Source organism: Thermocrinis minervae (assembly GCF_900142435.1).
GTDB lineage: Bacteria > Aquificota > Aquificia > Aquificales > Aquificaceae > Thermocrinis_A > Thermocrinis_A minervae.
Map to the genome: position 1 here is coordinate 541,689 of NZ_LT670846.1, position 12,362 is coordinate 554,050.

Annotated in this window: 13 protein-coding genes and 1 tRNA gene; 10 read left to right on the plus strand and 4 right to left on the minus strand. The window is 46.8% G+C overall.

Annotated features, from left to right (window positions below; genetic code table 11):
- Positions 1–5 precede the first annotated feature (5 nt).
- Positions 6–78 (minus strand) — tRNA-Val (locus B5444_RS02995).
- A 21-nt stretch (positions 79–99) separates the two neighbouring features.
- Between B5444_RS02995 and B5444_RS03000 the strand changes: the two genes are divergently transcribed.
- Positions 100–1,656, plus strand: coding sequence for a tRNA nucleotidyltransferase/poly(A) polymerase-related protein (locus tag B5444_RS03000; RefSeq protein WP_231967152.1), 1,557 nt, complete (start codon positions 100–102; stop codon positions 1,654–1,656).
- On the opposite strand, the gene B5444_RS03005 is transcribed toward B5444_RS03000, so the two are convergent.
- Together B5444_RS03005 and B5444_RS03010 are read right to left on the minus strand one after the other, a co-directional pair.
- Positions 1,602–2,348 (minus strand): peptidoglycan DD-metalloendopeptidase family protein, encoded by a 747-nt coding sequence (locus tag B5444_RS03005; RefSeq protein WP_079653765.1) that lies wholly within the window; start codon positions 2,346–2,348, stop codon positions 1,602–1,604. The genes B5444_RS03000 and B5444_RS03005 overlap by 55 nt on opposite strands.
- A complete protein-coding gene (locus B5444_RS03010) occupies positions 2,311–3,837 on the minus strand; it encodes an NAD(P)H-hydrate dehydratase (RefSeq protein ID WP_079653766.1) in 1,527 nt (508 codons plus the stop codon). Before B5444_RS03010 ends, B5444_RS03005 begins: the two co-directional genes overlap by 38 nt.
- Positions 3,838–3,846: 9 nt before the next feature.
- Here B5444_RS03010 and B5444_RS03015 point away from each other — a divergent pair, with 9 nt between their 5' ends.
- From B5444_RS03015 to nuoH, 9 genes are all read left to right on the plus strand, one after another.
- On the plus strand, positions 3,847–4,461 hold the full coding sequence (locus B5444_RS03015; protein ID WP_079653767.1) for a phosphoribosylanthranilate isomerase: 615 nt from the start codon (positions 3,847–3,849) through the stop codon (positions 4,459–4,461).
- A complete protein-coding gene (locus B5444_RS03020; protein ID WP_079653768.1) occupies positions 4,433–4,819 on the plus strand; it encodes a hotdog fold thioesterase in 387 nt (128 codons plus the stop codon). Before B5444_RS03015 ends, B5444_RS03020 begins: the two co-directional genes overlap by 29 nt.
- A 122-nt stretch (positions 4,820–4,941) precedes the next feature.
- Entirely contained in the window at positions 4,942–6,351 is a 1,410-nt protein-coding gene (locus B5444_RS03025; RefSeq protein ID WP_079653769.1) for a c-type cytochrome, read from the plus strand.
- Positions 6,352–6,364: 13 nt separating this feature from the next.
- On the plus strand, positions 6,365–7,654 hold the full coding sequence (locus B5444_RS03030) for a hypothetical protein (protein ID WP_079653770.1): 1,290 nt from the start codon (positions 6,365–6,367) through the stop codon (positions 7,652–7,654).
- A gap of 45 nt (positions 7,655–7,699) precedes the next feature.
- Positions 7,700–8,074, plus strand: coding sequence for a hypothetical protein (locus tag B5444_RS03035; RefSeq protein ID WP_154021727.1), 375 nt, complete (start codon positions 7,700–7,702; stop codon positions 8,072–8,074).
- 3 nt (positions 8,075–8,077) lie between these two features.
- Positions 8,078–8,434, plus strand: coding sequence for an NADH-quinone oxidoreductase subunit A (locus tag B5444_RS03040; protein ID WP_079653772.1), 357 nt, complete (start codon positions 8,078–8,080; stop codon positions 8,432–8,434).
- Between the two features lie 67 nt (positions 8,435–8,501).
- A complete protein-coding gene (locus tag B5444_RS03045; protein ID WP_079653773.1) occupies positions 8,502–9,032 on the plus strand; it encodes a NuoB/complex I 20 kDa subunit family protein in 531 nt (176 codons plus the stop codon).
- Complete coding sequence (nuoD, locus tag B5444_RS03050; protein WP_079653774.1) at positions 9,032–10,786, plus strand: NADH dehydrogenase (quinone) subunit D; 1,755 nt, start codon at positions 9,032–9,034, stop codon at positions 10,784–10,786. Before B5444_RS03045 ends, nuoD begins: the two co-directional genes overlap by 1 nt.
- Positions 10,783–11,799 carry an NADH-quinone oxidoreductase subunit NuoH gene (gene nuoH / locus B5444_RS03055; RefSeq protein WP_079653775.1) on the plus strand — a complete coding sequence of 339 codons (1,017 nt, stop codon included), beginning with the start codon at positions 10,783–10,785 and terminating at the stop codon, positions 11,797–11,799. The genes nuoD and nuoH overlap by 4 nt, the downstream gene beginning before the upstream one ends.
- Here the strand turns inward: nuoH and B5444_RS03060 are convergent.
- On the minus strand, positions 11,791–12,309 hold the full coding sequence (locus B5444_RS03060) for a gamma carbonic anhydrase family protein (protein WP_079653776.1): 519 nt from the start codon (positions 12,307–12,309) through the stop codon (positions 11,791–11,793). The genes nuoH and B5444_RS03060 overlap by 9 nt on opposite strands.
- Positions 12,310–12,362: the final 53 nt, after the last annotated feature.

Here is a 12,362-nt window from a genome sequence, read left to right on the forward strand (position 1 = left end):
TAAAATAGGCGCGAGGGGACTTGAACCCCTGACCTCCGGCGTGTCGGGCCGGCGCTCTTCCGTCTGAGCTACGCGCCTTTGTGGATAAATTATATCATCATGATGGAAAACGTAGAGTTTGTCAAGGGAGTAAAGCATACGGCGCACGGACTCAACTTCTACCTGTCTTACTTTGATGACATTGCAAGACTGCTACCTAGAGAAGACTATTGTTTTGTGGTGGGCGGTTGGGTAAGAGACAGACTTCTGGGGGAACCCATAGGCTACAGTGTAGATGTAGACCTTTTGGTTACGTGCAGTCCTACAAAGATAGCTAAGGAGTTTGCTCAGCTTATAGGTGGTTCATACTTTGAGTTTGAGAAGAAGGGACTTTTGAGAAGACCCACGGTAGCTACAGTAGTGCTGAGACTTGGACCATACCGTTACAGGTTTGATTTCTCTCAGATAAAGGGCAGGGATGTGGAGAAGGCTCTTATAGAGGACTTAAAAAGTAGGGACTTTACAGCCAACGCTATGGCTGTAAGCATAGACGACATTCTAAGTATAGGAGCAAAGCAGACCATAATATACGACCCTACGGGCGGAGTGGAAGACCTGGAGAAAGGTATTCTAAGGCCTGTGTCCACACAGAATTTAGAGGAGGATCCTGTCAGGATACTTAGAGGCTTTAGACTTGCTGTAGAAAAGGATCTACAGCTTACAGAAGACTTTTACCAGTTTGTGAAGAAGAAAGCCCACCTTTTAGCCAAAGCTCCTGCGGAGAGGATAAGCCTGGAACTGCTTAAGATCCTGAGGAGTGAGAGGTCTGCAAGGGTAATAAGGGACCTCTACGAGCATGGTATTTTAGAAGTGATAGTACCAGAGGTGGCAAGGCTAAGAGAAATAAAGGATCAAGGACAGCACCACATATATCCCCTTGACGAGCACACCCTTAAGGTCTTGGAGCATCTTGAAGAAGTGCTAAAGGAGAAGGAAAAGTACCTACATGCAGAACTCCTTAAGGATCTGGGTTCTATGCATGTCCACGGCGATTTTTCTGACGTTGAGCTTTTAAAGCTTGCTAGTCTGCTCCATGACATTGCCAAGCCTCATACCTTTGCCATAAAGGACGGGAAGGTAACCTTCTACAATCACGACAAGCTGGGAAGCCAGATAGCCCTTGAAGTATGCAGAAGGTTAAGGCTAGGAGAGCAGGCCGCAAAGTTCGTGGCAAAGATAGTGGAACATCACCTAAGACCTTTCTACCTGAGGGAGTCGTTGGAAAAAGGACAGCTAACCAGGAAGGGTCTGGCTAGGTTCTGGGTAGACTGTGAAGATGTAGCTCCGCACCTGTTTTTGCACGCCATAGCGGATGGCTTAGCAAGTGGAGACTCTCAGGAGGAGATGCTAAACCTACTAAAAACCATAGAAGAGCTAACGCACTTTAAGCTTTCTATGAATAGTCAAACTAAGCTGGAGCCACTGCTCAACGGAAAAGAGATCATGGAGATATTCAAAGTTCCGCAGGGTCCTATTGTCGGTAAGCTAAAAAATTTACTCTTAGAGGCCCAGATGGAAGGAAAGGTGAAGACAAAGGAGGAAGCCATAGAGTTCCTAAGGAGTTATCTCTCCAACTCAAACTTGACTGGAGAGCCATCTGGGAACCTAAGCTCGTAGAGGATTCCACATGACTCGTCTCTCCTGCCTACCTTTCCTAAGGGTTGGTTCTTTTTGACAGCCTCTCCCCTCCTTTTCACCAAAAGATCACTCGCGTAGGTATAAACAGACATGTACCCATCTTTGTGTTTTACTATGAGCACCCATCCGTAGCTTTTTAAATCGTTACCTGCGTAGAGTACTTGCCCATCCTCTACTGCCCTGAAGAACTCATCACAGGATGTCTCTATCCAGTAGCCTTTGGCTTCCTTCTTTATGCCTCTTACAGAAAAGGCGGGCACCTTTACCCTTAGGGGTTTTTCTTCCTCTGGAAGTTTTTCTGTCTGCCTTTCTACCTTGATCTCCAATATGAAAGGTTCTGAGCTTACTATTTCCTCCCTTATCTTCTTTACGTGAGCCTGGTAGACTATCCTCGTCCCCCAAGGATGTTTGCCTACGCGGATAGGTCCAGTAGAGACCTTTACATCTTGACAGAAGAGGTCCAAAACTACCCTGCTTGGGTTCTTCATCGTAAACACTCTGTAGTCCACCTTTCTGTTTGCCTCTATCCTGAAGAAGGAAAAATCTTTCTCTTCTCTAAAATGCACCTTACAAGATGTAACCTCTTTTGCCTTGTGCTCTTCCGCTTGCCACCTGTCTGTGGAAGCGCATCCACTAAACAATAAGGCTAATGCTATCAGTAACAGTACCATTTTCTATTCTCTTGTAGGCTTCAGGTATGCATTCTACAAGGTCCATGGCTCCTATGCTCTCCCTGTGTAGCTTCTCGTGTGCTATCTCGCCGGCAATTCCGTGCAAAAAGACTCCAAGCTTTAGCGCATCCTCTACATGCATGCCCCTTCCAAGGAGAGAAGTAAGCACGCCTGCCAAGGCATCACCTACACCACCCTTGGCCATAGCTGGTGTGCCTCTAAGGGAAATAAAAACCTTGCCGTCTGGAGTTGCTACAGCAGTCCTTGAAGACTTTAGCACCAGGTAACAGCTGTAGTTTGTGGAAAACTCCAGCGCAAGGTCTATAAAGTTCTCAAGTATGTACTCCTTGCTGTAGCCGGTAAGCCTTGAGAACTCTCCCACGTGAGGTGTGAGCACTGTAGGAGACTTCCTTCTTTTGAGAAGCTCCAAACATTTACCGTCCGATAGGTTGTTAAGACCGTCTGCATCCAAAAGGAGGGGTCCCTCCCATCCTTCCAGCAGACCGCAGACTATCCTCTGACCCTCCTTGTACCTGTCCATGCCCATGCCAACAGCAAGAGCAGAAAACCTATCCTTCATGGAAAGGATAAGGTTTAGAGCCTTTTCATCAAGCCTCTCGTCTCCAGGTAGGGGTATACTCATCTCCTCCACTAGGGAAGACTCAAAGATGTGGCTAAGGCCTTTAGGAACTCCTACACTCACAAGCCCAGAACCAGTCCTAGTACATGCCCTTGCAGATATCATGAGGGCTCCTGTTTTACCTAAGGAGCCACCCACCAGAAGCACGTGACCCATGATACCTTTGTGCACGTCCACTTCTCTCTTTGGAACCTCTACATCCCCTATTATCCATCTTTTTACTCCTTCAGCGGCCTGCTCTGGTATGCCTATGTCCACAACTACAACCTTTCCACACCTCTTGGCGGCGGGATGTAACACATGGCAAACCTTAGGAAAGGCAAAGGTGACTGTAAGGTCTGCCCTTACAGAAGGCTCGTAGATAGTATGCTTGTCCGCAGAAAGACCCGAGGGGATGTCTACACTGACCACTGGTACACCCAAGGAGTTTATCCAGACTATTACACGGCTAGCTTTCTCATCAACGGGCGGTCTAAAGCCCGTACCAAAAAGGCCGTCTACTATAAGGTCATAACCACCCGAGGGGAATTCCTTCAGGGGTTCCTTACCTAGCTTTAGGAGAATATCAAACTGCAGTTTGGCATCACCCTTCAGGTCTTCTCCTAAGGGAAGAAGGTAGTCTACCTTGTAGCCATGCAGGTGCATATGCCTTACAAGGGCTAAGGCATCTCCCCCGTTGTTGCCTTTACCAGCTACTACAAGAACCCTTTTTGCGTAAGGGAATTCATCCCTTATAGCTCTAAATAGGCCAAGGGAAGCCCTCTCCATGAGTACTACGGAGGGTATACCGTAGTACTCTATAGCTCTCCTGTCTGCCGATGACATTTCAGCAGCTTTTAATACCTTCATATTTATAGTATGAAGGTAAAGTTCTGCGGCCTTACGAGAGAAGAAGACGTTTCCAAAGCCGTAAGCCTGGGTGTGGACTACGTAGGCTTTATCTTGTACCCTTTGAGCAAGAGGTATGTAAGGCCAGAAAGATTGAAGGAGCTCTTTAAAGTGGCTGAGGATGCAAAGAAGGTTGCCGTCTTTGTTGAACCATCCTACGAGGAAGTTAAGCTTGCCTTAGACTATGGTGCTGATCTTATCCAGTTGCACGGAGATGAAAGCATAGACTTTGCCAGAAAAATAGGTATGGAAAGGGTGATAAAGGCCTTCAGGGTTAAACAAGACTTTAGTATAGACCAACGCTGGAAGGAAGCTTACGCCATCCTTCTAGATACGTACCAAGAAGGCCTTTACGGTGGGACAGGAAGGACCTTTGACTGGTCTGTAGCCAGAAGGTTCGTGGAGGGGGGCTTTAGGATATTCCTGTCAGGCGGACTGAACCCACAAAACGTACAAGCAGCCGTAAAAGAAGTAAGGCCTTACGCAGTTGACGTGTCCTCTGGTATAGAAAAGTCTCCTGGTGTAAAAGACCACAAAAAAATGGAGGAGTTCATGCATGCAGTTAAGGACTCATCTAAAGATTGACCAGAGCTTGAGCGGAAAGCCTATAGAGCTAAAGGAAGGTTATGCGCTCGTGGAGCTCAAGACAGACGAGCGTATGGTTGCAGACGAGATGGGCCTTGTCCACGGTGGATTTATCTTCAGCCTAGCAGACTACTGTGCCATGCTTACGGTAAACGAGGAGACTGTAGTCTTGGCTGGAGCCAACGTCAAGTTCAAAAAGCCCGTAGTGGTAGGAGATACACTTCTTGCAGAAGGAAAGCTCTTATCCAAAGAAGGTAAAAAACGCATAGTGAAGGTTACAGTAACCAGAGGTGGAGAAGAAGTCTTTGAAGGAGAGTTTATCTGTGTAGTACCTGAAAAACACGTGTTAGCTCCTTAAGCAGGACTACCCTTAGGATCCTCTTCGGCGATCTGTGTGATTTTACTATCTTGACATGTGTTAAAATTAAGTTAATATTAAAATTAAATTAACGTTATAAATAACGTAGGAGGTTAGCGGTCATGGATGTGCTAGGTCTGTACCCCATGTGGTACGTACCGATCTTTGGTAGTGCCTTTACCATAGCCCTAATAGCTACCATCCATGTGATGGCTTCACACACCTCTGTAGGAGCTTCCATACTCCTCGCTTACCTTGCTACTAAAGCGTACAAAGAGAACAACCCAAAGATCTACGACTACATCAAAAAGTATCTTCTTGGTCTTCTTGTGTTTTCCTACGTGTCTGGATCTATAACTGGTCCGGGTATATGGTTTTCCGCAACAGTTGCCAACCCAAGGGGTATATCGGCACTCATACACAACTTCGTTTGGGTCTGGGCTTCTGAATGGATATGGTTCGTGGCAGAGGTCACGTTAGTCTACATACTCTTTTATACACTCGGACGCATAGATCAGAAGAGCTGGCTTAGGCTTGTATGGACGTTCGCCATAGGATCATGGGCTACCATGTACGTGATAGTTGGAATACTCTCCTTCATGCTTTCTCCTGGACACGAAAAGTGGTTTACTACTGGTAATATACTGGACGCTTTTTATAACAAGAACTACTTTCCACACCTACTTATGAGGAGCTCTTTTATGTTCGCCATAGCCGGTACCGTAGGTATAGCCATAGCAGCATTGATGAAGAAGGACGTAGATGAAAAAACTTACAAAGACATAGTAAAGACTATGTCTTACTGGGGGATAGGGGGCATAGTCTTTGGCCTTATGTTCTTTGCTTGGTACGTATCTACACTACCAGAAAGATCCATACTACAGCTAAACTCCATCATACCCTCTTACCTTATAGTACCCTTAGGTATCATAGTTGTACTGCTGCTTGCCCACTTCCTCCTAACAGCAGTGAAACCTGATCTTGCAAGGGTGTGGGTAGCTTATCCTTTGTACATATCCATATTCTTCTTGGGTGTCTATCCAGAAGAGAAGATAAGGGAGACCATACGTAAACCTTACGTGGCTGGAGAGTTCGTATGGGTCAACCAGATTATAGCTAAGGATGTGCCGGCGAAGGGTATAAGCTCCGAGGTACCTGTAATAAACCAGAAGGGTCTACTCAAGCTGGATCCCTTCGTACCAGAGGGCCTAAAGACCATAACGCCTGAGAACAAGGTCATGGCTGGAAAAGCTTTTGCAGTCCTGGCCTGTTCTGGATGCCATAACGTAACAGGCTCCACAGGTCTGAGACCCTTCGGCCAGAAGTTTGCAGGCATGACCGATGAAAACTCCGTGTATAACTTCTTGGTGTCTTACCTCAGAGACAACCCTCCGCCATACATGCCAAGGTTGGTGGGTACAGATGAAGAGATAAGAGCACTTGCCGCTTACATAGCAGACCTTGTATCCAAGGGTGGTTCTGTATCGGCCAGGATTGTAGTGCCTCAGAAGAGCTTAGAGGCTAAAAAGTAAGGAGGTGAGTGAGATGGAGTTTGTAAGATGGTTCCTTCTCCTTGTGCTGTCTCTAATGCTGGTTTACGGATCTTCCTTTGCTGTGGATGTGGGTTCTCTCTTGAAAGCCCAGGCAGATAAAGCTGGCTCTCCCTTCTTTCCCGTCGTCATGCAGGTGCTACAGGTACTTACTTGGGCACTGCACATGTTGTTCGTCTATACATCAATAGGAGGGCTTTTTGTAAGCATATACGGCTATTCTAAAGGTGGAGAAAACTGGACTAGACTGGCTAAGGCCACCCTTGAGCTAGCAAAGGTGAGCGTGTCGCTTGCTATAGTACTTGGAGTGGCTCCGTTACTCTTTTATCAGGTTATCTACGATCCGCTTTGGTATACGTCTGCGAACCTTTCAGCTGCATGGTACATCATGTTCATAGTATTCCTACTCATAGGCTACTACATGATATGGGCATCCTACTTTATGAAAGACAACCCCAAAAGAGCCTTAGTATTCTCTTTACTAGGAGTCGTTTTTCTGCTGATGGTAGGTTTTATCATCCACGTGGTCAACTATCAGGCCCTCTATCCGGAGAAGTGGGTAGAGTGGTACACATCCGGTGGTACCACTATGAACACGAGTGGGTGGAACATATACGCCTTTAACCTCTTTAGATACCTGGCCTTCTTGGTCTTTCCAGCTGTTTCGGTTACGGGTGTACTCCTGATGCTGTACAACTGGTACTTCTACCCGAGGGAGGACATGGATAAGGCTTACTTAGACTGGGCCGGGAGCGTTGGTTCTAAGTTGGCTCTTTATGGAGGATTAGGTTGGCTTTCTTCCCATACCCTTTACATCCTCTCAGTCCCATCCGAATGGGGAGTTAAGACTAATCCTATAACGTGGCTTAGCGTGCTTGGACTGTTGATCTGCGCCGGTGTTATCCTGGTAGCTCAGAAAAACCCTGCCAAATTCTCCATTCCTTCTGTTCTGTCTAGCTTTTTAGCCATACTGTTGGTAGCAGTCTTCAGGGAATACCTAAGGATGGCTTCAGTGGGGCGTTTTGGATACTCCATATACGAGTACAAGCTAAACTTAGAATGGTACAGCCCTCTGCTATTTCTCGGTACTACGCTCACGGGTCTTATACTATACTCCTACGCATGGTGGATGGCCTACCGAGCCGGTAGGACACAACGCGGCAAAGTGTACGAAGCTAACGAAACGGAACATCACTTGGGTGATGCGGCTGTATTCGTGGTCATCCTGTGGGCTATCGTGTGGATAGGAGTGGGACTTATAGTCATAGTCAGGAACTACGGCTGATGGTACATGCCCCCTTTTGGGGGCTTGCATTATAATTAAACCCCGATGAGGAGGATCTTAATCCTTTTACCCCTTATTCTCTCAATGGGAGAGCCCGTATACCTCAAAGAGGCAAAAGTAGAGGTTACAGACAAGTATGGCAACACCTTTGAGCTCTCTTCCCTGAGTTGCTCCGGCAAGGATTACCTTAGAGCAAAGGAAGGCGCTGTAGAGTTTTCAGTTCCTCTGTCGGAGATCAGGGACATTAAAGTTCTACAAGAGGAAGGAGATAGACTATCCGTCATGCTAACCCTGAGTTCAGGGAAGAGAGAGAAACTGCATGTATCAAAGAACCTTTACTGTGAAGGCAAGAGCTCCATAGGGAATGCCAGCTTCTATCTTAGAGACATAAAGGAAATCAGCATAAGGAGGGAAAGGTAAACCATGGAATACTTAGGAATTTTGATATTCTTCCTAGTAGCTCTGTTTATAGGTTTCGCTTTTGCTTTCCTAAACGACCTTCTTGGCCCCAAAGCAAAGGATAAGCTTGAAGACTATCCCTACGAATGTGGAGTACCCCTCTACGATCCAGAGGCAAGAGGAAACTTCAACCAGGGTTATTACCTCCTTGGGCTACTTCTTATACTCTTTGACATAGAAGTAGCTTACCTTTTTGCCTGGGCAGTAGTATTTAAGGATGTAGGTACTCAAGGCCTCATAGGCGCTCTGCTCTTCATAGTCATCCTTACTGTAGGCTTTCTCTACGAGTGGAAGAAGGGTGGTCTTGACTGGCAGTTATGATCTGAATCAACAGTTTTTGAGTAAGCCTACCAAAAGTTAAATTTATAATAATCAAGGAGGTTGGAATATGGCTAGCATAAACTCCAACGGCTTTGTACTTACCACGGTGGATGAGCTTCTAAGCTGGGGAAGGAGAAACGCCCTCTGGCCTGTGACCATAGGCCTTGCCTGTTGTGCTATAGAGATGATGCATGCAGCGGCTTCCCGCTTTGACTTAGATAGACTTGGAGTCATCTTTAGAGCTTCTCCGAGGCAAGCGGACCTACTCATAGTAGCAGGTACCGTTGTCAACAAAGTGGCGCCCATGCTAAAGCTCATTTGGGACCAGATGCCAGACCCTAAGTGGTGCATATCCATGGGAGGTTGTGCTTCAGCAGGAGGACCTTTCCCAACTTATTCAACCCTCCAAGGTGTAGACAGGATAATACCCGTGGACGTGTACATACCAGGCTGTCCGCCACATCCCCAAGGACTCTTATACGGCATCCTACAGCTTCAGAAGAAGATAAAGGAAAAAGGTGTCAAGAAGTATGATAAGGCCTTTGAGGAGTTCAAAAAGGACCTTGTAAGACAAGGACTTAAAGAGGTAGAGGTTTAATGCCCTGGATAAACAGAGCAACTCTAGAAAGGCTGAAGTTTGAGTTCAAGGACATAACTGTAGAAGAAGGTAAGAGCGTAAGCATTCACGTGCCTAGGGACAAGTACATAGAGTTCCTAAGGCATCTAAAGGAAAAAGAAGGTTTTAGACATTTCATAGATTTTACGTGCATAGACTTTCCACAGACGAAAAACAGGTTTATGGGGGTCTGTCATCTCTATAATCCAGACACCAACGAGAGGGTTCTGGTAAAGACCTGGGCAAAGGATGGTAAGCTCCCTACCCTTACCCACCTATGGGCTGGTGCCAAGTGGGCGGAAAGAGAAGCCTACGATATGTTTGGCGTGGAGTTCGAAGGACACGAGAACCTAAGACGTATGTTTATGTGGGAGGGCTATGAGTACTTTCCTCTTAGGAAGGACTTCCCTCTGCAGGGCTTCCCAGAAGTGGAGCTACCCTCTTTGACAGAGGTGCTAGCTGGAAGAACAGACCCACCTAGCCACGACTTTGAACTCCTTCACACAAAGTTGGCTACTCTAGAAGACCTTGAAAGAACAGAAAAGGCTAGGCTTAAGAAGAAGGCGCAGCTAGTATTAAACTGGGGCCCTCTGCATCCAGGTACTCACGGAACCATATGGTTTATGTTTGACCTGGATGGTGAGAAGGTAGTCCAATGTGATGTTATCCTTGGCCAGCTACACCGCGGTATGGAGAAAATAGCCGAAAACCTCTACTACTTCCAGTTTTTACCCTACACAGACAGGATGGACTACATATCGGCCATATGCAACGAGCTTGCCTACGTAACAGCAGTGGAGAAACTTTTGGACGTAGAAGTACCCGAGAAGGCAAGGTATATAAGGACCATGTTTGCTGAGCTTCAGAGGATAAACTCCCACCTTCTGTGGCTTGGCACGGGAGCCCTTGACCTTGGAGCTCTAACCGTGTTCCTGTACGCCTTCAGAGAAAGAGAGAAGATAATGGATATAATAGAAGGAAACGCAGGCTACAGACTTACCACAGCTTTTCTCCGCATAGGTGGAGTACACTATGATCTGGCCGAAGGAACTCTGGATGTGGTAAAGGCCTTCATAAAAGACTTTCCAAAGAGACTCGCAGAGTACCATCAGCTTCTTACCAGGAACCGCATATGGTTACGTAGGACAAAAGACGTGGGAGTGATTACCAGAGAAGACGTGTTCAACTATGGACTTACAGGTCCAGTGGCAAGAGGTTCAGGTGTACCCTATGACATCAGAAAGCTGGAACCTTATGCAGCGTACGATGAGGTAGAGTTTGACATACCTGTGGGAGAGGTAGGAGATGTCTACGACAGATATCTGGTGAGAATGGAGGAGATGGTCCAAAGCTTGCGCATAATAGAGCAGTGCGTGGCAAAGCTTGAGAAGATGCCAAAGAGCGCTCCGTACGTAAACAAAGAGCATCCTGCTGTCATGGCTCCTAAGGAGTATGTGTTTAACGACCTCGAGGACATGGTTAAGAACTTTAGGATAGTAGTACATGGAGAAAGCGCTCCACCGGGAGAGGTTTACGCCTCCGGTGAGAACCCAAGGGGAGAGCTAGGCTTTTACATCTACTCTACAGGTGGTTCAAAACCCTACAGGCTAAGGATAAGGTCTGGAGCCCTGTACAACCTATCTATATTTCCTAAGCTAATAGAAGGTAGGACCATAGCCGATGCAATAGCTTTACTTGGAAGCTTAGACCCTGTTGTAGGAGAGACGGACAGATGAGTGAGCTAGCTCTTTACGTATTGGTTACCTTGGTAAAGATAGTGGTACTTGTAGGAGTACTTTTAGGTGTGGGCGCTTACCTGACTTGGTTTGAAAGGAAGCTGGCAGGACACATACAGGCCCGCATGGGACCAAAGCTCGTAGGCCCTTTTGGCCTCTTGCAACCGCTGGCAGACGGTATAAAACTCCTTACCAAGGAAGCTATAATACCAAGAGGTGCTGACAAGCCTGTTTATTACCTTGCCATAGTTATGGCCCTTGCTCCTTCTCTTCTTATCTTCTCTGTCATACCCTTTGGTCCTTCCTTTAAGCTTTTCGGCCATGAGATAAAACCCATAGTGGCTGATGTCAACATAGCCCTGCTTATAGTCTTTGCTATGGGATCTTTGGCCGTATACGGTACCATCTTTTCAGGATGGGCTTCAAACTCTAAGTACGCCTTTATAGGTTCCCTTAGGAAGTCCGCCGTCATAATAGGTTACGAGGTGGTGCTTGGGTTTGCTGCTCTTGGTCCTCTGCTTCTTGCCGGTACGCTAAGCACCACCGGAATAGTACAGGCCCAGATAGAGAAGGGTACATGGTTCATAGTGTACCAACCTGTTGCTTTCATACTGTTCTTGTTCTGTATGCTTGCCGAGTCTGGAAGGGTACCTTTTGACATTCAGGAGGCTGAGGCTGAGCTAGTCACCGGTTATAACGTAGAGTACGGTGGTATGAAGTTCGGTGTTTTCCCATTAGCTGAGTGGTACCTAAACGTCATGGCCCTTTCTATGGTAGCCGTCATACTCTTCTTCGGTGGATGGCACGGTCCAAACATCCTAGGACCTATATCACCCTACTTCTGGTTCCTGGCAAAAACCTTTGCCTTGGTATTCTTTATCCTGTGGCTTCACTGGACGCTTCCACGCTTTCAGGCCAAGGACATAACGGAGATAGCTTGGAAGTACATGCTACCCATAGCCCTGCTAAACGTGGTAGCTACGGCTCTATTGAAGTACTTCGGTCTATTTTGACGAAAGGTACTGATTTTTGTAGTTTATATAGTTCATGGCAGATTCTTTTATGAGCTCTATCTCTTCAGGTCTTAGGTCCCTCACTATCTTCGCCGGCACCCCAGCCACCAGTACACCCGACGGAAACCTCTTGTTGGGAGTAAGCAAGGCACCAGCACCTATGAGTACAAAGTCCTCTACAACCACGCCGTCCATGACCACAGCTCCCATACCAACCAATACGTAGTTCCCTATTGTGCAGCCGTGGAGTATGACTCTGTGACCCACCGTTACGTAATCTCCCACTATAGTGGGATGCGTGTCGTGCGTCACGTGTACGACTGAGTTGTCCTGTATGTTGGTTCCTTTCCCTATGCGTATGTAGTTTACATCACCCCTTATGACTGTACCATACCACACGCTCGAGTCAGGTCCTATCTCCACGTCTCCTATGATCACAGAATTCTCCGCTATGAAAACACCTTCACCTATCTTTGGACTTTTACCCTTGTATTCCCTGATTACGGGCATGTGAAGGATTATAAATCATCTAGTCTTTATAATTTTAAAACTTAGCTGGATAA